Raw genomic sequence first — 22,218 nt, 5'->3', positions numbered from 1 at the left:
GTTTTAAAGAGCCCCTATTCAGAGGCTCATACAGGATTAACGAACTTTCAGTGTCGCTAGGCCAACCAGTACTAATACCATTGAGATTATCCAAAAACGCACGATAACACGCGGCTCTGGCCAGCCTTTCAACTCATAGTGGTGGTGAATCGGTGCCATACGGAAAATACGCTGACCACGTAATTTGTAAGAGCCCACCTGCAGGATTACTGACAAGGTCTCCATTACAAACACACCACCCATGATCACTAGTACCAACTCTTGACGAACGAGTACCGCAATCACACCTAACGCACCACCCAGTGCTAGAGAGCCAACATCGCCCATGAATACTTGTGCTGGGTAAGTGTTAAACCATAGGAAGCCAAGGCCTGCACCAACGATAGCAGTACATACCACCACCAGTTCAGAGGTGTATGGGATGTATGGAATGTGTAGGTATGCTGCAAAGTTAACGTTACCTGTCGCCCAAGCGATAACAGCAAAACCCGCAGCAACCATAACCGTTGGCATAATCGCCAAGCCATCTAGGCCATCAGTTAGGTTTACCGCGTTACTGGTACCCACAATAACAAAGTAAGTTAGAACAATGTACAGTAAACCAAGTTGTGGCATCACATCTTTAAAGAAAGGCACCACTAATTGTGTCGCAGCAGTGTCTTGCCCATGAGCATACAGAGCAAACGCCACAACCAATGCAATAGCCGATTGCCAGAAGTACTTCCAACGCGCAATCAAGCCATCAGTGTTCTTACGAACGACTTTACGATAATCATCAACAAAACCAACTGCACCGTAACCGCCTAGCACGACAAGTACGGCCCAAACGTAAGGGTTTGATAAGTCAGCCCAAAGTAAGACCGTAATGATGATCGCAGCAAGGATCATCACACCACCCATGGTTGGTGTACCACGCTTACTGAAGTGAGATTCTGGGCCGTCATTACGAACAACTTGGCCAATTTGCAGCATTTGCAGACGCTCAATTAAACGAGGTCCCATCCACAGCGACAGACATAAAGCCGTCAAAATGCTCGCGATTGCACGAAACGATAAGTATTCGAACAAACGGAAAAAAGAAAAGTGTGGCTGTAGTAGCTCTGCAAGCCAAATTATCATGAAAAGTTCTCCTTTAAAGCAGCGGCTATTTTACTCATTCCTGCACTATTGGCGCCTTTTACCAACAAGGTATGTGGCGCGTTTTCTGGCAAGCTCAAGTGCTGCTCTATGTGCGCGATCATCGCTTCATGCGTTGCAAAGTGAGTGCCGTTACACACTTCACTAATCACCTTGGTATCATCACCGTAAGTGAGTACATGCTCAAAAGCGAATGGGGCAGCATATTCACCGACTTGACGGTGAAGTGCAAGGCTTTCATCGCCTAACTCAGCCATATTGCCTAAAATCAACCAACGCTGACCTTTGAAGCTCGACAACAATTTAGCTGCAGCCTTCATTGCCGGTACACTGGCGTTGTAACTGTCATCTATCAGCTTGATATTCTGACTTAATTGTTGAACCTCAACTCGGCCTTTAACTGAGATAAGATTCGCTAAACCGCTTTTAATTTCTGCAAGCGTGGCACCGAATTGAATGCTCAGTGCTGCTGCGGCTAATGCGTTGGCTACATTGTGCTGACCAATAATGCCAAGTTCGACATCGATAGCGCCTTGCGGGGTCTGCATATCAAAGCAAGCTTCACCCTGCTCGTTGATGCGAATATTCGTCGAAAAGTAATCCGCCGTGTCATCACTTTCAGAAAAGGTCAGTACGTTTTTGTCTGCAAGCACATCTTTCCAGAAGTCACCACCATTGCTCTCTAGGTTAACAATAGCAGTATCACCAGCAGCAAGCCCCTGAAAAATTTCGCCTTTCGCTTGTTTAACACCATCAATTGAGCCAAAGCCCTCTAGATGCGCGGCAGCAACGTTATTCACTAAGGCCACCTGTGGTTTCACAAGCTGCGTGGTATAGGCAATTTCACCAATGTGGTTCGCGCCCAGTTCTATCACGGCATAGTCGTCATTGGGTTCACTGCGCAGCAAGGTTAGTGGTACTCCAATATCATTATTGAAGTTACCCGCTGTAAACAGCACTTTGCCACGTTGTTGTAGAATACTCGCGACCATCTCTTTGACGGTCGTTTTGCCACAGCTTCCTGTTATCGCCATGGTTGGCACGTTACATTGTTTGTGGATCCAAGCACTTAGCTGACCTAAAGCAAGTTTAGTGTCTTCAACAACAACTTGAGTAATATTTAGGTCAAGTTTTCGTTGAACTAATAACGCACTCGCATTGGCCTCAACAGCCTGACCACAAAAATCATGCGCATCAAAACGTTCACCTACAAGAGCAACAAACAGTGCACCTTCTTCAACGGTGCGAGTATCGGTAGAAACCGCATTGATCAAACTATTGCTCGATTTGCCAGCCTCTATCAGCTGACCGTACACCGCTGAGCAGATCTGCTCGAGTGATACATCAATCATTATGAAATACCTAAAAGTTGTAGTGCTGACTCTCGATCCGAATAGTGGATCGTTTTGTCTTTCAATACTTGGTAATCCTCATGGCCTTTACCTGCCAGAAGAATAATGTCGTTATTACCCGCCTGCTCTAGAGCAAACTTAACCGCCTGAAAGCGATCGTGTTCAACAAAGGCGACTTCAGGCTCACTTAAACCTGCCAGCATGTCTTTAACAATCAATGCCGGGTCTTCACTGCGAGGGTTGTCATCTGAAATAATAATGTTATCGGCGAACTGCTCTGCGGTAACCGCCATCATAGGGCGCTTGCCTGTATCTCGATCACCACCGCAGCCAAAGATTGCCCATAGCTTTCCAGAGCAATGTACACGTAGTGCTGCCAATGCTTTCTCTAATGCGTCAGGTGTATGCGCGTAGTCGACAACCACTTTCGCTTTGTTTGGTACTTGGAACAATTCCATACGGCCAATCACAGGTTGCAATTGAGGTGCTGTGTCGATCAAGGTTTGCTTGTCGATGCCTAGTACAAGTAGGGTCGCGAAAGCAACCAATACATTTGATGCGTTGAACTGGCCAATTAAAGGAACAGACAGTTGTCCCTGCCCCCAGCTACCATCAAAAGCGAGTTTGATACCCGTCTCTGCATAAGCAACATCCGATGCCCATACTGACTGCTGGTAGCCCGATAACGGAAGCAATGACACAGCTACTGCATTGGACAGATCAGCCATCCAAGCTTTACCGACTTCATCATCAACATTAATCACAGCGTGCTTACACTTATGCTGAGTAAACAAGCTCTTCTTAGCCAGAGCGTACTCTTGCATCGTGCCGTGGTAATCCAAGTGGTCACGGCTCAAGTTAGTAAATACACCAGCCTCAAAATCCAATGCCTTAACTCGGCCTTGAACCAAACCATGAGACGAGATTTCCATCGCGGTATAAACAGCGTTTTCTTCAGCCAACTCACTCAGCGTACGTTGTATTTCAATCGCACTACCGGTCGTATTCGCCGCCGTTTTAAGGTTGTCTAGAAAACCGTTACCCGTGGTGCCCATTACCGCAGAGCGTTGGCCGACTAAATCTAGCCACTGAGCAATCAATTGGGTGATAGTGGTTTTGCCATTGGTGCCGGTAACACCAATCAGCTTAGTCGCCTGAGACGAGTAAACACGACCGGCCAACTCAGATAACACCAAGTTAAGGTCTTTAATGTAAACAACCGGAACAGCATCCAACCACTCAATCAGACCATGGGCCTTTTCAGCATCAGCTTGTGCGATAACGGCATTGGCTCCCTGTGAGACCGCTTTGTCAATGAAACGACGGCCATCAACAGCATGCCCAACTACAGCAACAAAAATATCACCTTTCTTGATGGCACGACTATCCAACTCCAACTGTTCAACGGCAATCGCATCCAGCTCAGGTGAACTAAAGTCACTCCAAGGAGAAAGTAAAGATGACAGCGTGAGGCTATTACTCATATTGAATCCTGATTGGCTCTATTCTTGAAACTTGTTTTCATCAGCAGGGACATTCAGTATTTGCAATGCACCCTTCATGATTTCAGAAAAAACGGGGGCAGCAACTGAACCGCCATAGTAAAGGTCACCTTGAGGCTCATTGACCACAACAACCAGCGCGACTCTTGGGTCACTAACCGGGGCAAAACCTGCAGTAATCGCAATGTATTCGTCGCTGTATCCGCCAGCTTCAGCCTTACGAGAAGTACCCGTTTTTGCTGCAACTCGGTAACCAGGAACGGCCGCTCTTGTTGCTGTGCCGCCTTTTTGAGTCACCCCTTCGAGCATATTCAAAACCAGTTCAGCGTTCTCGCGCTTGATGATCTGCTTAGAAAAGTCTTGGTCGTTACTCTTAATAATATGAATCGGTTCATACATGCCTTTGTTGGCTAGCGTCGCATACGCATGGGCCAACTGCATCGGTGTAACAGACAAACCGTAACCGAATGATAGTGTTGCAATTTCAAACTTAGACCAGCGACGACGATTCGGGAAAATACCGCTCGTTTCACCGATTAAGTTCAGCCCAGACATTTCGCCCAGACCAACAGAACTGTACATCCCTAGCAGAGCTTCTAAAGGCATGTTAAGTGCCAACTTCGCCACACCGATGTTACTCGACTTCTTGAGGATCAGCGCTAAATCAGCCTTACCGACTTTAGACGAGTCTCGCACACGACTGCCACCGATCTGCATGATGCCGTTGCCAGTATCAATAACGATATCTGGATCAGCTGTACCGTTCTCTAGCGCTGCTAAAACCACAAAAGGTTTCACGGTAGAACCGGGCTCCATCGCATCGGTAAGTACGCGGTTACGCATCTTAAAGCTTTGTAAGTCAGCACGATTGTTCGGGTTATAAGAAGGCGCATTAACCATCGCCAACACAGCGCCGGTTTTTACATCCAACAAAATCGCTGAGCCAGAAGTCGCCTTATGATCGGCCACCGCCTGTTTAATCGCTCGGTAGGCGATCGCTTGTAATCGTTGATCGATCGTTAGCTCGAGTGGTTTGCCTTCTTCACGCTCTTCTAAAGCAATGTTTTCAACAACACGTCCGTAGCGGTCTTTACGAATCGTTCGCTTACCGGCCTCGCCTGTGAGCCATTTGTCATAGCTGCGCTCAACGCCTTCTAGGCCGTGTCCATCAATGCCGGTAACACCGATAAGGTGCGCACTGACTTCGCCTGCAGGGTAGTAACGTCGAGATTCCGCTTTCAGGCCAACACCCACCAGCTTAAGCTCACGGATATACTTAGCCATTGCAGGGCTAACTTGTCTTTGCAGGTAAATAAATCGACGGGATTTGTTGCTAGAGATCTTGTCAATCATCGATTGTCGCTCTAAGCCAAGTACATCGGCTAACGCGTACCAACGATCAATTTGGGCCATGCCGTTTTTATCGAAGATGGTTTTCGGGTCAGCCCATACCGCCTCAACAGGCACACTGACGGCAAGTGGTTCGCCATTGCGGTCTGAAATAATACCGCGGGCAGAAGGAATAGCCTTAACACGTACAGAACGAAGGTCGCCCTGACGAATTAAGTTATCTGGTTCAATGACTTGGATGTAAGCCACACGACCTACTAGTACAGAAAAGGCAACCAACACAAAAGCAATAACGACGTTGAAACGCCATTTAATCAGAATTGGATCCGAGTCCTTTTCGCTCTTCACTCGCTCTTTCGTTGGTTTCTTAACGGCTTTTGCGGGTGCTTTTTCCTTTTTACCGGTCATTTCAGTGTGATCACAACTTCTTTGTCAGAGTCTGGACGTTTCATGTCTAGCTCTCGTTTTGCCGATGCTTGAACGCGGCTATGTTCAGCCAGAGCCGTCTCTTCAAGCATTAAATTTCGCCATTCATTATCAAGCTGTTCACGCTCACTCAATGCCATGTCTTTTTGCGTGATTGCCTGACGTGACATGTGTGTCGTGAGAACGACCCCCATCGCGCTCGCGAAGATACAGATAAGCAGCACCAATGGGACTTTACCCACGGAGATCAAATCAAAAAATATTATCTTGGCTAAGTTAGGTTTGGAGGTCTTCATTGACTATAGCTTTTCTGCGATTCGTAATACTGAGCTACGCGAACGAGTATTCTCATCCACTTCATCTTTAGAAGGCTTGATCGCTTTACCAACAGGCTTAAGATCAGCACTGCCTAGCGCTTTGATCTGCTCTTCTGTTAGTGGCAGGCCATGTGGTACTTGCGGACCTTGGCTCTCTTTACGGATAAAGCGCTTCACCATGCGGTCTTCAAGAGAGTGAAAGCTAATAACAGACAAACGGCCTTGAGGAGCAAGAATGCTTGCTGCGCCTTTCAGGGCTGTATCGATCTCTTCAAGTTCACTGTTGATGTAGATACGGAAGGCTTGGAAAGCACGTGTTGCTGGGTGCTTTTTCTCTTTGAAGCTTTTTGGAGCTACATCCGAGATAAGCTTAGCCAACTGACCGGTACGCGTTAGTGGTTCGTTCTCTTCATTCTCTTGATAAGCAATGATGCCTTTCGCGATACGACGAGCGTGTTTGTCTTCACCGAACTCACGAATAACCCATGTGATGTCATCAAGATCGGCTTCAACTAACCACTGAGAGACAGGAATACCGGTTGTTGGGTCCATACGCATATCAAGCGGACCGTCTTTCATGAAGCTAAAGCCACGCTCAGCGTCATCTAGCTGTGGTGAAGAAACACCTAGATCCAGTAACACACCATCCACTTTACCCACTAAGTCATAACGCTCTGCATATTCAGCCATACCTGAGAATGGGCCGTGAATAATCGTAAAACGGGGGTCATCAATCTTCTGAGCTTCAGCAATTGCTTGTGGATCGCGGTCGATACTAAAGAGTCGTCCATTCTCGCCCAGTTTAGACAGGATTGTACGGCTGTGCCCACCACGGCCAAAAGTACCATCGATGTAGGTACCGTCAGGTTTGATCGCAAGTCCGTCAATAGATTCGTTAAGCAATACTGAAATATGTTTGAATGCTTCTGTCATAGTCTTCTCAGTGAGTGGATTGAGCCATTAGTTCGGCAATAATTTGTTCTATTAACGTTTTAGTGTACTGATTTCACGCTGTATCTCCACCATATTGTGTATAGGCATTTGGAATTTTTGACCCAAGCTTATATCAGGGTGAAAGATTTTAAGGAAATCTAAATAATTTACGTCAATATAAAGCAAAAAACCCATCACTACGGTTAAGTAATGATGGGTTCTTTATATAGGTGGAGTTGACACATACGCCGGGTTCTGTTCCGCTTGCGCGGTGGTAACCATTCGTCTAGGCCTGCAATCGCTCACAGGCTCAAGCAATCTACCCGCCCCCATACGCGAGCAGCGCAATGCGAGGGCCTATTTGATCTTGCTCCGGGTGGAGTTTACCTTGCTACGAACTGTTGCCAGTCGCACGGTGCGCTCTTACCGCACCCTTTCAGCCTTACCTGTGCCTCTTCCGAAGAAATGAGGCCATCGGCGGTCTTCTCTCTGCTGCACTTGTCGTGGGCTCGCGCCCCCCAGACGTTATCTGGCACCCTGCTCTATGGAGCCCGGACGTTCCTCCCCTCTGCCAGTCTCCCGAAGGACTTCAACGTCAGTTTCCCGAAGGACCTCAACGTCAGTCTCCCGAAGGACATCAGCAAAGCAGCGATTACCCGTTCAACTCCGAGGGCGGATTGTATAGAGATTAGAGTGCAGTGTCTAGCGAGATCACAAATATGCTGCAAACCGCTAAGTAAACGCATGAATTTCACACAATCCAGACAAAAAAAGAGGAATGAAGGGACGACCTTCATTCCTCACAAGCTTTAAAATAGCACTCTAGCGACTTATACACTGAGCAGCTATTTATCTATTCAGCGTTAACCATCTAGGTGCTCAAGGCCCCACTTGTACAGCGCGTTCTTTTTCAGGTTGTAGATTTCAGCTGTCATTGCCGCCGCTTTTTTAAGAGGTAACTCTTTAGTTAGGATACCCAGAGTACGAGTCGCTTCGTCTGGCAGTTCTGTGCTCGCTTCTTCACGGTGGCCGTGAATCAGTAACACCATCTCACCGCGTTTACGGTTCGCGTCTTCTTCAATCCACTCAATAAGTTCACCAAGTGGCAGCCCTTGGATGGTTTCGAAGGTTTTGGTTAGCTCACGCGCCAATACAACCTCACGGTCAGGGCCAAGAATCTCGAGCATATCTTGTAGAGAATCTGAAATACGGTGTGGTGATTCATAGAAGATGCATGTGCGCTCTGCCTTTGCGATCTCTAAGAACTTGTCTTTACGACCTTTGCTCTTTGGTGGCAAGAAGCCCTCAAAACTGAAACGATCTGACGGTAAACCAGACGCACTCAATGCCGTAATCACAGCACAAGCACCAGGAAGTGGCACAACTCTCACACCCGCTTGACGACATTGTGAGACAAGATGGTAACCTGGGTCACTGATTAAAGGTGTACCCGCATCAGAGACTAATGCGATAGACTGACCTTCTAATAACCTTTCGACTAGAACTTGCGCTTTAGTTTGTTCATTATGATCATGTAAAGCGAACGTTCTGGTTGATATATTGAAGTGAGCAAGCAGCTTACCCGTGTGGCGTGTGTCTTCGGCTGCAATAACATCGACACTTGATAAAATTTCAATTGCTCTTTGAGTGATATCTCCCAAATTTCCGATTGGGGTTGGCACAATGTAGAGAGTTGGGCTCTCTGTGAGCAAGGTTTTGTTATCTGTCATTTGTTTACCATCACTTCAACGATTAATATAGATACAAATTTATACGGAATTTAAAGAACTCATGGCAACGATGAACCATAAGAGACTCAGTGTACCACGCTTACTAACTCCAATTGCATTAGCAATTACATTGGCGGCTTGTTCTTCAGGTCCTCAAGCACCAACGAGCGTTGATATTACACTAGATCCAGCGCAATCAACTGAAAGTTACATGATGCAGGCGGATAGTAGCAAAGGAAGTCTACAAAACGACTGGTTAATCATGGCACTTAAGGCTTCTGTGCAAGCTGGAAAAACCGATCAAGCAACTCTGTTGATCAAACGCTTAGCAAAACAAGAGCTGAGCGAAACGCAACAAGCGGAATGGCAATTAGCTCGCGCTCAACTGTTGGTGAATAACTCGCAGCCTGAACAAGCTTATAGCCAACTGAACTTCCAGCCTTGGTGGAAACTTCCGAACGAGCAGTGGAAAGATTATCACGAGCTACGCGCGAACATTTCTGAAATGCAAAGCGAGTATTTTGAAGCAAGCCGTGAGTTAGTTCTTTATTCAGAGTATCTAGACGCTGATGACGAGCTCCAACAACAAGCTGCTGACCGTATTTGGCAGAACCTAAATAGCTACTCTCAATATGAGATTCTAGAGCTTAAAACGTCGCCTACAGAAGACGTTCTAGCAGGTTGGTTACAGCTGGCGATTTATATGAAGACGCTGAACTCGAACCTTCCAAACCTACAGGAAACCCTGTCTGATTGGCTAGCAGAGAATTCTCAGCACCCAGCAGCAACATATACACCTCAGGCGATCACTGACATCTTGGCGCTAGAGATCAGCAAGCCAACCAGCACTGCACTATTACTGCCTCTAACCGGTAAGTACGGCAAGCAGGCACAACTTGTGCGTGACGGTTTCATCTTTGCGATGATGAATGACAAAGAGCGCGAAGAAGATGCAACGCTGACGGTAATGGATACCAACGTGCAAAGTGCCGCTGAGATTAAAGCGACACTGGAAGAGAACAATGTTGATTTCATTGTGGGTCCGCTGATCAAGAGCAACATTACTAAGCTTCAGCAAGCGCAGAAAAACCACGAGAATTCGATTCCAGCTTTAGCTCTGAACATTCCAACGCAACTAGAACCTGATACCAATATTTGCTATCTCGCTCTATCGCCTGAACAAGAAGTTGCTCAGGCAGCGAAACACCTATTTGCTCAAGGCTACAAGTATCCGCTTATCCTTGCGCCAAGAGGACGTTTAGGTGAGCGTGTTGAGCAAGCGTTTAAAGAAGAGTGGAAAAAATACAGCAGCAACGATGTGGCTATCAGCTTGTTCTCTGACAAACGCCAACTGCAACGTAATGTGAATCAGGTATTTGGCTTGCAAGAGAGCCAACAACGTATCGCTCAAATGGATGGGTTACTGAACCTAGACCTAGAAACAGAGCCACGCAGCCGTCGTGATATCGATTCTGTCTACATTGTGGCTAAGAACTCAGAGCTAACGCTAATCAAACCCTTCATTGAAGTTGCAATTAACCCTGATGCTAGCCAGCCCGCTCTTTTCTCAAACTCACGCAGCAACAGCGGTGATAAGCAGTATGAAGACCTAACCGGCGTGTTCTACAGCGACATCCCACTATTGGTTGAGAACAAAAACGAGCTTAATAAAGAGCTCAACGACCTATGGCCTGCACACTCAAACGGCCAAAAGCGTCTGCAAGCACTGGGAATGGATGCATACTACCTAATGGATGCACTGCCACAGATGAAAGCCGTACAGGGTTACAGCATTCCAGGTGAAACGGGTGTGCTAACCATCGATAACAACTGTGTGGTTCAACGTGAAATCAGCTGGGCAGAGCATGGGGCTTTTTAGCCGAAAGTTCCTATCCAAACCAACCATCACCCACAAACAAGTGGGTGATAAATACGAGGCCGTGGCAAAATCTTATCTGATTAACCACGGTTTATCGTTAATAGAAGAAAACTTCATAGCAAAATGTGGCGAGATTGATCTTATAATGCGCCATAACAATACGGTTGTGTTTGCTGAGGTAAAATACCGCAAGCAAACCCGCTACGGACATGCCGCTGAAATGGTGACTGCCAAGAAGTCACAGAAACTGCTCAAAACAGCCAATGTTTGGCTTATGCAGCAAGGCTTGTCGGTGCACTCTACAGATTTCAGGTTTGATATTGTTGCCATTGAAGGGCCGAATGACACTATCGACTGGATTCAAAACGCGATTACCCAAGGATAAACATGCTAGACAGCATTAAAGAAAGTTTCACAGAAAGTATTCAAATCCAAATTGCGGCTGCAGAAGCTCTGCCTGACGCAATCACGCATGCCGCTCAAGCAATGGTTGCGACCTTGCTTAACGGAAACAAAATTCTTTGTTGTGGTAATGGTGGTTCGGCGTCGAATGCTCAGCAATTTGTATCGTGCCTACTCAACCGGTTTGAAACAGAGCGCCCTAGCCTTCCAGCAATGGCACTCACAGCAGACAACACCACGCTAACGGCTGTGGCTAACGACTACCACTATGAAGAGATCTTCTCTAAGCAGGTGCGTGCATTCGGTCAAACTGGCGATATTCTGTTGGCTATCTCGACTAGCGGTAACAGCAAGAACATCATCAAGGCAATGGAAGCGGCGGTAACTCGCGACATGACCATCATCGCCTTTACCGGTAAAGATGGTGGTGAGATGGCAGGTTTGCTTGGTGAACACGATGTAGAGATTCGTATCCCGTCACACCGTACAGCGCGCATTCATGAAGTACACATGGTGACACTGCACTGCCTATGTGACCTAATCGATCAAGTACTCTTCCCTGCCCACGAAGAGTGATATACGGAGCATCACAATGAAATCATTAACCTCTATGAGGCTGTTTAAGCTGATTAATGTTTCGCTACTTACACTGTCTCTGTCTGGTTGTGCTGGCATTTTCATTGCTGGTGCTGCAACTACTGCAAACCTAGTCACAGATACGCGAACAACCAAAGAGATTTGGAACGACAACAACATCGAATTTGAAGTTGCAGCGATTACCAATAAACAACCATTCCGTGGCAATGTACGTGTCACCGCAAGCTCATACCGAGGTTCAGTGGTGTTGATGGGGCAAGCAACCACAGATTCAGAACGTCGCGCTTTTGAAAACCAAGCCAAAGAAGTGGCTGGCGTTGAGAGCATCCACAATCAAGTTCGAGTGAAAGAACCTTTGTCTGTAAGTGCTATCAGTAAAGACAGCTGGATTACCACTAAGGTGAAATCAGCTCTGCTTGCGAATGCTGAGCTTAACGGCATCAAAGTAAAAGTGATTACTGAGGATTCAGAAGTATTCCTACTTGGACTCGTGACTAGAGAGCATGCCGATATCGCGACAGAAGTTGCGCGTAACATATCTGGCGTAAAACAGGTTATTCGAGCGTTTGAATACGGTGAAGAAGAGACGGCTGTTAACTAGCCGTAAGCCAGTCAACTAAATGCGATATAGCAGAAAAGAAAAAGCAGCGACGAGTCGCTGCTTTTTTATTTGGTTCGTTATCTAATACCAATCGTAGTAAATAATCTATCATTCTAGCTTGTTAAAAATCTCGATAACTGCGTTAGAATTTTTGATTGTAGAATAACTACTTATCAAAAAATTCCGCCTTGCTCTCAAGCTTTTTTCCTGCGCTATTTCTGATCACTTACTTACTGTGATTGGTATAACTAACGTTATTTGATAACACGAAGGCTTGGGCGACCTTTCGCTGGACGAGGTGGCTCAGGATCTGAGTCTGGCTCTTCAGCATCTACGTCTGCCGTTGCTACGCTCAAAGATGGGCCTTTTTCTGGTTCTTCAAAAGGACTTTCTTCAATCCCTTCTTCAAACGCTTCCATGTAAGCCTCTTCAGGTTCAAACATGGTACCAGCACCATTTTCACGAGCATAAACCGCTTGAACTGCGTAAAGCGGAACGATCACAGAGTGTGGACGACCACTAAAGCGAGCACTAAACGTCACAGCTTCGTTACCCAGTTCAAGTTGTCCAACCGCACGAGGCGCGATGTTCAGAATGATCTGACCATCTTGAACAAACTCTTCTGGAACTCGCACACCCGGTAATGTTGCTTCAACAACAAGGTGTGGAGTTAGTTCGTTATCAACCAGCCACTCATAAAATGCACGAAGCATGTATGGTCGGCGTGGAGTCATATTAGAAATATCCATAAACGCTTAGCGAACGAGTCGCATCTCACGCTCAGCTTCAGTTAGAGAAGCTAGGAATGAATCACGTTCGAATACGCGGTTCATGTAAATCTTAAGCTCTTTAGAACCAGGACCAATTAGTTCGATACCAAGCTCAGGTAAACGCCATAATAGCGGAGCTAGGTAACAATCAATTAGGCTAAACTCTTCGCTCATGAAGTATTCATACTCAGCGAAGATAGGAGCAAGAGTCAGTAGGTCGTTGCGCAGTTTAACGCGAGCTGCTTCAGATTCTTCAGCGTTGCCTTTAACGATCTTCTCTGCAACTGAATACCAGTTACGCTCAATGCGGTACATCATTAGACGGCTGTTACCACGAGCAACCGGGTATACAGGCATCAACGGTGGGTGAGGGAAACGCTCATCTAGGTATTCCATGATGATCTTCGAGTCATATAGAGCAAGCTCACGATCAACAAGAGTAGGTACTGATTTGTACGGGTTCAGTTCAACAAGCTCTGCTGGTAGATTTTTTTCATCAACCAACTCAACTTCAACACTTACGCCTTTTTCAGCAAGAACGATGCGCACCTGATGGCTATACATATCAGAAGCACTTGAGAAAAGAGTCATTACAGAACGTTTATTGGCAGCTACAGCCATGGAGCCCTCCAGTACACTTTAAATAAAAACAATGGAGGCCTAAAGCCTCCATTGAACATTAACATAATTTGGGAATTAGCACGGTATTATAGCACAATTAGTGCACATCACGCCAATACTCTTTCTTCAGCAAAATCACGATGATAGTGAAGATTACTAAGAAGGCCATTACCCACCAACCCATAGCGTGACGCTCAAGTTGAACTGGGTCGCCCGAGTAAACCAAAAAGTTAACAAGGTCACGAACTGCTTCGTCGTATTCACCAGCACTTAATTCGCCAGAGCCGTCAGTCTCAGTGCCAACAACAACCGTCACTTCCTCGCCATCTACCATATGAGTATCGTAGATTGGTGTTGGGATACCTTGCAGTTCTTCAAGAACGTGCGGCATACCAACGCTTGGGAAAACAATGTTGTTCACGCCAAATGGACGAGACGGATCTTCATAGAAAGTACGAAGGTAAGTGTACAGCCAGTCTGCGCCACGAACACGAGCAACCAATGTTAGGTCTGGTGGCGGAGCACCAAACCAACTTGCCGCTTGATCAGAAGGCATAGCATTAACCATCAAGTCACCGATTTTCGCTTCAGGGTCGAAAATCAGATTTTCCTTCATAAGATCAACGGGGATCTCTAAATCATTCGCAACACGTTCATAGCGCTGGTACTGCGTTGAGTGACAAGCGAAACAGTAGTTCATGAACATCTTAGCGCCATTTTGCAATGAAGCTTTGTCTGTTAAATCATTGTTCGCTTTGTCTAATGGTACGTTTGCACCCGCTGCCATCACCAGTGACGGCAACATAGCAAATAAAATTACAATCCACTTTTTCATTTGAATGTCACCCTTTCTGGTAATGGTTTCGTCGCTTCATTTTTACTGTAGAACCACAGTAGAACGAAGAACATGAAGTAACCTAAGCTAAAGATTTGAGCCAGTAGCGTGTATGTTGGCGTTGCTGGAAGCGCACCAAGTACACCAAGCGCAATAAAGCTTATTGTGAATTGGATGATGTTAATCAAATGCAGTTTGCTACGGTAACGGTAAGAACGCACTTTACAACGGTCGAACCATGGTAGTAGGAATAGCACAACAATAGATGCGCCCATTGCTACAACACCTAGCAACTTATCAGGAACAGCACGCAGAATTGCGTAAAACGGCGTGAAGTACCATACCGGAGCGATGTGCTCTGGTGTTTTCAGTGGGTTAGCAGCTTCAAAGTTTGGCGGCTCAAGGAAGAATCCACCCATCTCTGGGTTAAAGAACAGCACATAACAGAAGAAGAATAGGAAACCGGCCACACCAACCATATCTTTCACGGTCCCGTATGGGTGGAAAGGAATAGAGTCAATGATGTCGTATTTCTTAGTGTAATCCTTGTGGAATGGGAACTGCGTTTTGTAGTCGTCGCCCATTGTGCCTTTAGGAAGTTTCGTCTCAATACCGTCTGGGTTGTTCGAACCCACTTCGTGCAGTGCTAGTACGTGAAGTACGATAAGCAGCAGAAGTACAATTGGTAGAGCGATAACGTGCAGTGCGAAGAAACGGTTCAGCGTTGCACCAGAGATGATGTAGTCACCACGGATCCAAAGCGTTAGGTCATCACCGATAACAGGGATCGCACCAAACAGAGAAATGATTACCTGAGCACCCCAGTAAGACATTTGACCCCATGGTAGTAGGTAACCCATGAAAGCCTCAGCCATAAGCACTAAGAAGATCAACATACCGAAGATCCAAAGTAGCTCACGAGGCTTTTGGTAAGAACCATAGATTAGGCCACGGAACATGTGCAGGTAGATAACAACGAAGAATGCCGAAGCACCTGTTGAGTGCATGTAACGTAGTAGCCAACCGTATTCCACATCACGCATGATGTATTCAACAGAAGCAAATGCACCCTCACCTGACGGTACGTAGTTCATTGTTAGCCAAATACCCGTAAGGATTTGGTTAACCAATACCAACATTGCCAAAGAACCGAAAAGGTACCAAAAGTTAAAGTTCTTAGGCATTGGGTATTCAGATAAATGCTTTTTATACGCATTCATCGCGGGTAGACGTTTCTCTACCCAATCAAGCAATCCTTGCATTACGCGTCTCCCTCGTCCACACCGATCATGATCTTAGTGTCACTCAAATACATATGCTTTGGTACAACAAGATTCAATGGAGCTGGTACGCCTTGGAATACTCGACCTGCCATATCAAACTTTGAACCATGACAAGGACAGAAGAAACCAGACTTAACACCCTGAACTTGTTCTGCAAAAGAATCCGGCAGGTAAGTTGGAGAACAACCTAAGTGCGTACAGAAACCAACAGCAACGAAGAATTCCGGCTTAATTGAACGGAACTCGTTCTGTGCGTATTCTGGTTGTTGTTCAGCTTCAGATTGAGGGTCACGAAGTTGACCACCGATCGATTTTAGGTTTTCTAGTACCGACTCAGCACGGCGTACAACCCATACAGGTTTACCTTGCCACTCGACACGAACCATTTGTCCCGGTTCTAACTTACTGACTTCCACTTCCACCGGCGCGCCCGCAGCTTTCGCCTTGGCACTCGGATTCCATGATTTAATAAAAGGCACGGCTACAGCAGCTGCTCCTAAACCACCAACAACGGCTGTTGTTGCGGTTAAGAAACGCCTGCGACCGTTATTTAAAGGCGCGTTGCTCATCCAAACATTCTCCCATTTGCTCCTTGTGGATTGAAATAATTCCGATTAAAGAGCATGGCTAACAAAATATGTATTTAGTTCTATTTATTGACGGCAAATGATAAATAAAACCCTACTTTTTGACAAGATAAAGCTACCTTTTTGTAACAATCATGAGGCAAAGCGCACATTGGGTTACAAAAGCTTTCAAAATATAAGAATTTGGAAATAAAACGAGGAAGGGAAAGCGTTTAGAGGGGGTATAAAAACAAAAAGCCCGGCATATAGCCGAGCTTTGAACCACAATTCCAGTCGTAAAACTGGGGGCGTGTACTTTTTCGTAAAGAAAAATTAACGCTTAGAGAATTGAGGTTTACGACGTGCTTTACGTAGACCAACTTTCTTACGTTCAACGCAACGAGCGTCACGAGTAACGTAGCCAGCTGCACGTAGAGCAGGACGTAGAGTTTCATCGTACTCCATAAGAGCGCGAGTGATACCGTGGCGGATTGCGCCAGCTTGACCAGAAATACCACCACCAGAAACAGTGATGTAAAGGTCAAGTTTCTCAGTTAGTTCAACTAGCTCAAGAGGTTGCTTAACAACCATACGAGAAGTTGGACGACCGAAGTAAACATCAAGGCTACGCTTGTTGATTACGATCTCACCAGAGCCTGGTTTGATGAAAACACGAGCTGCTGAGCTTTTGCGACGACCAGTGCCGTAGTATTGATTCTCTGCCATTTTCATAATCCCCTTAGATGTCTAGTACTTGTGGCTGTTGAGCAACATGGTTGTGCTCAGTACCAGCGTACACTTTAAGCTTACGGTACATCGCGCGGCCTAGAGGACCACGTGGAAGCATACCTTTAACTGCTAGTTCTAGAACCATTTCTGGTTTCTTAGCAATTAGCTTTTCAAAAGTGATAGTTTTAAGACCACCTGGGAACTCTGAGTGACGGTAGTAAACCTTACCCTTAGCTTTGTTACCAGTTACAGCAACTTTCTCAGCGTTAACAACGATGATGTAATCACCAGTGTCTACGTGAGGAGTGTATTCTGCTTTGTGCTTGCCGCGTAGGCGAGAAGCGATTTCACTTGCTAGACGGCCAAGAGTTTTGCCTTCAGCGTCTACAACATACCAGTCGCGTTTTACAGTTTCTGGTTTAGCAACGAAAGTTTTCATGCTAATAATTACCTATTTAAAAAATTTACACTTAAGGAATACTCGCGTATTCCCACTGTCTAAGAGTTACCATTCATCACCCCTTCGAGTGTTGGAAAACTCTTGGCATAACGTGATTTTACTCATCGCTAGAGGCCCGCAGTAACGGTAGGTCGCAGGATTATAGAGAAGAGCGAAGAAAAAATCACCTCTTTTTGAACAAAATCACGATTTTTTTAATTCTATTTCTTATTCGAGATAATCAAAGCTAACTTAAGTGTTCTTTTGCCAAATATTCATGGCTCTGCATTTCAATTAAACGCGACTGACAACGTTTAAATTCAAACTCTAGCTGACCATGGGTGTATAGCTTTTCTAGCTCCACTTCCGCTGAAATAATCAGCTTCACATTGCGCTCGTAGAACTCATCAACTAATGCAATGAAGCGCCTCGCAGCGTCATCTGAAGTCGCGCCCATTTGCAATACATCCGCCAATAGAACTGTGTGATAAACCCGAGACAACTCAATATAGTCGTTCTGGCTACGAGCCGACTGACAAAGCTGAGCAAAGGTGCCATGCAGTACGCCATCACTCGCTTCGACTACATCTAATTGACGGTGGTTAACCTCTATCTGCTTAAGCTTCTCTTTATCTTCACCAACGAGCTGAGCGTAATACTTTTCGAGATTAATATTCGCTTGGCTATCTAGCGGGTAATGGTAAATCTCAGCCTGTTCTAAGGTACGTAGACGATAGTCAATACCACTATCAACATTAAGGATATGACAGTTGTCTTGAATGAGCTTGATGGCAGGTAAGAAACGCGCTCGCTGTAACCCGTTGCGATACAGATCCGCAGGTGGAATATTAGAGGTCGCAACCAAGATAGCGTTTCGAGCGAATAACTCTTGGAACAAGGTTCCTAGGATCATCGCATCGGTGATGTCTGAAACAAAGAATTCGTCGAAACAGATAATGTCCGCTTCTTCCTTCAACTTGTCTGCGACTAAAGGCAATGGATCACTCACATTACCTAGCGCCTTTAGCTCATCATGAACTCGATACATAAAGCGGTGAAAGTGAACACGCATTTTTTTAGTGGTCGGTAAGGCATCATAGAACGTATCCATTAGGTACGTTTTTCCTCGCCCTACGCCACCCCAAAAATAGAGACCTTTCGGTGATTGTGGCAGTTCTGGCTTTTTGCCTAGTAATTTCTGGAAGCGAGTCAGTTGAGGAATGGGCGTATTCATGTAATCTTGAAATTGATGAAAGAGTTCATCTAAAGATTTTACGGCTTGCTCTTGTGCTGGATCTCTTTGAAATCCATGTTCTTTTATATCTTGTTCGTATTTTTTAATGGGATTCATGACGACATTTCCACAATGAAAGCAATATCAGACAACAACTAAAAATGAGCCCAAACAGTACGAGGAATAACGTGATGTGGTGAATAATGCAGCATCAAACTGCTAACTAGCGCACACGCATTTCTCTTTATACTGCGGCTTTCTCATAGTACCATGGAGCCGTATCACGTGTAACTAAGCAGTAACAAACATGTTAAAAAACAATAATAAGGAGCTGTTATGCCTTGGATGTATGCCGTTGCCGGTTTACTAGTCGGAGTTATTTTAGGGGTCGCTATTTCTCGTCTCATGACACCTGAATACAAAAAACAAAAAAACGTACAGAAAGAATTGGATAGCGCAAAGTTTGCCCTTGAGCAGCAGCGACAAGAGCTGGCTGATCACTTTGCGAAATCAGCAGAAATGTTGGACACATTAGGTAAAGACTACACAAAACTGTACCAACACATGGAAAAAACAAGCTCAGAGCTGATTCCTAACCTGCCAGAGCAAGATAACCCGTTTGTGAAAACAGCCGCTGCCCATTCGGACAAGCCACAAGAGAAGCCTTCAGTAAAAGAGGCGACACTTGAGGAACAACCGAAAGATTACGCTAATGGCGCAACCGGTTTATTTACAGAGCAGAAGAAAGAAATCATGAATGCTCCCGATGTTGTTACAGCAAAAGCATCGTAAACATTTAACACTTCTGTGAACTTTACAAAGGTTTTTGAGTCATAACTTTCACTCAGGTCATTTGAAACTTATCATACTTATTAAACGTATAAGAGGGTTAAGACCTTAACTAGAGAGGAGTTTATGATGAAAAAACCTTTGCTTGCTTTATCAGTGCTAACTTTAAGCTTAAGTTCAATCATCACCCCCATTAAAGCAACAGCCGCACTGCCATTAAGTGTGGGTAATGAACAATTACCGAGCCTTGCTCCTATGCTTGAACAAGTGACCCCCGCTGTGGTTAGTATTGCCGTAGAAGGCAAACAGGTACAACGTCAGCAAATCCCTGAACAATTTCAATTCTTTTTTGGTCCAGAACAAACACGAGAGCGTCCCTTCCGCGGATTAGGCTCTGGTGTCATCATTGACGCCGAGAAAGGTCATATCGTGACCAATTACCATGTCATTAATGGTGCGGACGATATCAAAGTAAAACTGCATGATGGTCGAGAGTACGATGCTGAGCTAATCGGCGGCGACCAGATGTCTGATATCGCACTGCTAAAATTAGAAGAAGCCAAAAACCTGACCCAGATAAAAGTCGCAGACTCAGACAAACTAAGAGTTGGTGATTTTAGTGTCGCGATCGGTAACCCATTCGGACTTGGGCAAACCGTGACATCCGGTATTGTTTCTGCACTCGGCCGTAGCGGCCTGAATCTAGAAAACTTTGAAAACTTCATTCAAACCGATGCAGCAATCAACAGCGGCAACTCTGGTGGTGCGCTAGTGAACCTTAACGGTGAGCTAATTGGTATCAACACCGCCATTCTTGGCCCTAACGGAGGTAATGTCGGTATCGGCTTTGCAATCCCTTCTAATATGATGACAAACCTGACAGAACAAATTCTCGACTTCGGTGAAGTAAAACGCGGCATGCTTGGCGTTCAAGGCGGAGAAGTGACCTCTGAATTGGCAGAAGCACTCGGTTATGAATCAAGCAAGGGCGCCTTTGTTAGCCAAATCGTCCCTGACAGCGCAGCCGATAAAGCAGGACTGAAAGCGGGCGATATTATTGTCTCTATTAATGGCAAACGCATTGATACCTTCAGCGAGTTAAGAGCTAAGGTCGCAACACTCGGCGCTGGTAAGCAGATTGAACTGGGTGTGGTTCGTGACGGTAAGAGCAAAACCTTTGATGTGACGCTTGGTGAATCCACCAATAATAAGACGCAGGCAGAGAAGCTCCATGAAGGACTAGCTGGTGCTGAGTTAACCAACACAACCGAGAGTGACTCTGCAACGGGTGTCAAGGTCTCGAGTGTTGCTCAAGGCTCACCAGCCGAAGCCTATCAACTCCTGAAAGATGACATCATCATCGGGGTAAACCGTCAAACGGTTAAGAACCTTGCTGAGTTTAGAGAGATTCTTGAAAAACAACCTGGTGTACTGGCGCTTAATATCCAGCGAGGCGACCGAACTATCTATCTTGTAATTCGATAGTCTTACGTCAGCGCAATTACAGGGAGACCCAGTAAGTTTGCTTTAAACTTACTCAGTCTCCCTTTTCTTTAGATCAATCAAAATGCTATGCTTCACTTGTAATCAAGTTAGTCATCCGTTGATGGAGGCTTCACACCTTACTTGTTGAAGAGGGAAACATGCTGTCCTTTCTATTTCGTTCTATTTCCCTTGGACTCGTTTCAGCGGCGCTTATTCTTCTCGCCTTCCCGAGCTTAAGACCAGCGATTGTCGCTGACGTCACTAGCCCTAAAGTCGATAATATTGGCTCTCTTCAGATTTCATTTAACCAAGCAGTTCGCCGCGCGGCGCCTGCAGTGGTTAACATTTATAGCCGTAAATACGCTGAAAGCGATCGAAACAAACTGCTCACACAAGGTTTGGGCTCTGGGGTGATTGTTAGCGAGAAAGGCTACATCATTACCAACTTCCATGTGGTGGCTCAAGCAGACCAAATAGTTGTGGCACTTCAAGATGGCCGAGTAGCAGCTGCGCAACTTGTCGGTTCAGACAAACGCACCGATATCGCGATACTTAGAGTCAGCGGTGATAATCTACCGGTGATCCCACTCAATCCTAATTACAAAGCCAATGTCGGTGATGTTGTACTGGCTATCGGTAACCCATACAACCTAGGTCAAACAACAACCTTTGGTATCATCTCTGCAACCGGCCGTTCTTCGATCAGTGCCGATGGCCATCAAGCCTTTATCCAGACCGATGCGGCAATCAATGAAGGTAACTCAGGTGGCGCACTGGTGAACTCACAAGGTGAGCTAGTCGGTATCAATACCGCCTCTTTCCAGCAAGCTACCGACATGGAAACCTATGGGATCTCATTCGCTATCCCCTATCCGCTTGCTAATAAAATCATGGAAAAGATCATCGCCGATGGTCGTGTGATTCGTGGCTATATTGGTATCGATGGACAAGACATCAACTCAGTCACCTCACGCATGTTGGGTACTAAGAATATCGGCGGGATCGTTGTGTTGGGGATAGACCCTAATGGTCCGGCTGCCGATGCGGGTTTTGAAGCTCAAGACATTATTGTCAGTATCAACGATAACCAAGTAAATGGTCGCCAGAGTGTAATGGACATCGTTACCGACCTGCGACCTGGTACAGTTATCGATGTGGGTATATTGCGCCAAGGTGAAAGCAAAACCTTAAAGGTGACCATCGCCGAAGATACTCGCCTGTAGAGCAAACTCTGTAAGCAA

The 22,218-nt window shown here is 45.8% G+C and carries 22 protein-coding genes and 1 other RNA gene; 7 read left to right on the top strand and 16 right to left on the bottom strand.

Going from position 1 to position 22,218, the window contains the following annotated elements; genetic code table 11:
- Positions 1–36 precede the first annotated feature (36 nt).
- The 8 genes from mraY to rsmI form a co-directional block, all read right to left on the bottom strand.
- The gene (mraY, locus tag BCU07_RS00715) at positions 37–1,119 is read right to left on the bottom strand and encodes a phospho-N-acetylmuramoyl-pentapeptide-transferase (RefSeq protein ID WP_017059284.1); all 1,083 of its coding nucleotides are present in this window, start codon (positions 1,117–1,119) and stop codon (positions 37–39) included.
- A complete protein-coding gene (locus tag BCU07_RS00710; protein WP_017070828.1) occupies positions 1,116–2,489 on the bottom strand; it encodes a UDP-N-acetylmuramoyl-tripeptide--D-alanyl-D-alanine ligase in 1,374 nt (457 codons plus the stop codon). Before BCU07_RS00710 ends, mraY begins: the two co-directional genes overlap by 4 nt.
- Entirely contained in the window at positions 2,489–3,973 is a 1,485-nt protein-coding gene (gene murE, locus BCU07_RS00705; protein WP_102428617.1) for a UDP-N-acetylmuramoyl-L-alanyl-D-glutamate--2,6-diaminopimelate ligase, read from the bottom strand. Before murE ends, BCU07_RS00710 begins: the two co-directional genes overlap by 1 nt.
- Before the next feature lie 18 nt (positions 3,974–3,991).
- Entirely contained in the window at positions 3,992–5,749 is a 1,758-nt protein-coding gene (locus tag BCU07_RS00700) for a penicillin-binding transpeptidase domain-containing protein (protein ID WP_102428616.1), read from the bottom strand.
- Complete coding sequence (gene ftsL / locus BCU07_RS00695; RefSeq protein ID WP_017062901.1) at positions 5,746–6,063, bottom strand: cell division protein FtsL; 318 nt, start codon at positions 6,061–6,063, stop codon at positions 5,746–5,748. Before ftsL ends, BCU07_RS00700 begins: the two co-directional genes overlap by 4 nt.
- 3 nt (positions 6,064–6,066) lie before the next feature.
- Positions 6,067–7,017, bottom strand: coding sequence for a 16S rRNA (cytosine(1402)-N(4))-methyltransferase RsmH (rsmH, locus tag BCU07_RS00690; protein ID WP_102428615.1), 951 nt, complete (start codon positions 7,015–7,017; stop codon positions 6,067–6,069).
- Between the two features lie 228 nt (positions 7,018–7,245).
- An RNA gene (rnpB, locus tag BCU07_RS00685) (RNase P RNA component class A) lies at positions 7,246–7,685 on the bottom strand.
- 195 nt (positions 7,686–7,880) lie between these two features.
- Positions 7,881–8,747 (bottom strand): 16S rRNA (cytidine(1402)-2'-O)-methyltransferase, encoded by an 867-nt coding sequence (gene rsmI, locus BCU07_RS00680; RefSeq protein WP_086714228.1) that lies wholly within the window; start codon positions 8,745–8,747, stop codon positions 7,881–7,883.
- Between the two features lie 61 nt (positions 8,748–8,808).
- On the opposite strand from rsmI, the gene BCU07_RS00675 reads away from it, so the two are divergent.
- From BCU07_RS00675 to BCU07_RS00660, 4 genes are read left to right on the top strand one after another with little or no spacing between them, the layout of a single operon-like run.
- On the top strand, positions 8,809–10,626 hold the full coding sequence (locus BCU07_RS00675; protein ID WP_102428614.1) for a penicillin-binding protein activator: 1,818 nt from the start codon (positions 8,809–8,811) through the stop codon (positions 10,624–10,626).
- Positions 10,613–11,011 carry a YraN family protein gene (locus BCU07_RS00670; protein ID WP_017059277.1) on the top strand — a complete coding sequence of 133 codons (399 nt, stop codon included), beginning with the start codon at positions 10,613–10,615 and terminating at the stop codon, positions 11,009–11,011. The genes BCU07_RS00675 and BCU07_RS00670 overlap by 14 nt, the downstream gene beginning before the upstream one ends.
- Positions 11,012–11,013: 2 nt before the next feature.
- On the top strand, positions 11,014–11,604 hold the full coding sequence (locus BCU07_RS00665) for a phosphoheptose isomerase (RefSeq protein WP_004729817.1): 591 nt from the start codon (positions 11,014–11,016) through the stop codon (positions 11,602–11,604).
- A 16-nt stretch (positions 11,605–11,620) separates the two neighbouring features.
- A complete protein-coding gene (locus BCU07_RS00660) occupies positions 11,621–12,226 on the top strand; it encodes a BON domain-containing protein (protein WP_017062905.1) in 606 nt (201 codons plus the stop codon).
- A gap of 254 nt (positions 12,227–12,480) precedes the next feature.
- Here BCU07_RS00660 and sspB read toward each other — a convergent pair whose 3' ends face one another.
- The 8 genes from sspB to zapE form a co-directional block, all read right to left on the bottom strand.
- Positions 12,481–12,975 carry a ClpXP protease specificity-enhancing factor gene (gene sspB, locus BCU07_RS00655; RefSeq protein ID WP_032545786.1) on the bottom strand — a complete coding sequence of 165 codons (495 nt, stop codon included), beginning with the start codon at positions 12,973–12,975 and terminating at the stop codon, positions 12,481–12,483.
- A gap of 6 nt (positions 12,976–12,981) precedes the next feature.
- Complete coding sequence (gene sspA, locus BCU07_RS00650) at positions 12,982–13,617, bottom strand: stringent starvation protein SspA (protein WP_009848943.1); 636 nt, start codon at positions 13,615–13,617, stop codon at positions 12,982–12,984.
- Positions 13,618–13,714: 97 nt separating this feature from the next.
- The gene (locus tag BCU07_RS00645) at positions 13,715–14,452 is read right to left on the bottom strand and encodes a cytochrome c1 (protein WP_017061436.1); all 738 of its coding nucleotides are present in this window, start codon (positions 14,450–14,452) and stop codon (positions 13,715–13,717) included.
- Positions 14,449–15,714, bottom strand: coding sequence for a cytochrome b (locus BCU07_RS00640; protein WP_017061435.1), 1,266 nt, complete (start codon positions 15,712–15,714; stop codon positions 14,449–14,451). The genes BCU07_RS00645 and BCU07_RS00640 overlap by 4 nt, the downstream gene beginning before the upstream one ends.
- Complete coding sequence (gene petA, locus BCU07_RS00635; protein WP_017061434.1) at positions 15,714–16,304, bottom strand: ubiquinol-cytochrome c reductase iron-sulfur subunit; 591 nt, start codon at positions 16,302–16,304, stop codon at positions 15,714–15,716. Before petA ends, BCU07_RS00640 begins: the two co-directional genes overlap by 1 nt.
- 330 nt (positions 16,305–16,634) lie before the next feature.
- A complete protein-coding gene (rpsI, locus tag BCU07_RS00630; RefSeq protein ID WP_004740758.1) occupies positions 16,635–17,027 on the bottom strand; it encodes a 30S ribosomal protein S9 in 393 nt (130 codons plus the stop codon).
- Between the two features lie 13 nt (positions 17,028–17,040).
- The gene (rplM, locus tag BCU07_RS00625) at positions 17,041–17,469 is read right to left on the bottom strand and encodes a 50S ribosomal protein L13 (protein ID WP_010434689.1); all 429 of its coding nucleotides are present in this window, start codon (positions 17,467–17,469) and stop codon (positions 17,041–17,043) included.
- A gap of 247 nt (positions 17,470–17,716) precedes the next feature.
- A complete protein-coding gene (gene zapE / locus BCU07_RS00620) occupies positions 17,717–18,820 on the bottom strand; it encodes a cell division protein ZapE (RefSeq protein WP_102428613.1) in 1,104 nt (367 codons plus the stop codon).
- A 219-nt stretch (positions 18,821–19,039) separates the two neighbouring features.
- On the opposite strand from zapE, the gene zapG reads away from it, so the two are divergent.
- From zapG to degS, 3 genes are all read left to right on the top strand, one after another.
- Positions 19,040–19,495, top strand: a complete 456-nt coding sequence (zapG, locus tag BCU07_RS00615) for a Z-ring associated protein ZapG (protein ID WP_017061432.1) — start codon at positions 19,040–19,042, stop codon at positions 19,493–19,495.
- Between the two features lie 126 nt (positions 19,496–19,621).
- Positions 19,622–20,977, top strand: coding sequence for a Do family serine endopeptidase (locus tag BCU07_RS00610; RefSeq protein WP_102428612.1), 1,356 nt, complete (start codon positions 19,622–19,624; stop codon positions 20,975–20,977).
- 158 nt (positions 20,978–21,135) lie between these two features.
- Positions 21,136–22,200 (top strand): outer membrane-stress sensor serine endopeptidase DegS, encoded by a 1,065-nt coding sequence (gene degS / locus BCU07_RS00605; protein ID WP_017061430.1) that lies wholly within the window; start codon positions 21,136–21,138, stop codon positions 22,198–22,200.
- Positions 22,201–22,218: the final 18 nt, after the last annotated feature.

Source organism: Vibrio sp. 10N.261.54.E10, from assembly GCF_002877735.2.
GTDB lineage: Bacteria > Pseudomonadota > Gammaproteobacteria > Enterobacterales > Vibrionaceae > Vibrio > Vibrio crassostreae_C.
Note: the sequence above shows the minus strand (reverse complement) of the source record. Positions and strands in the feature narration are given on the sequence as shown.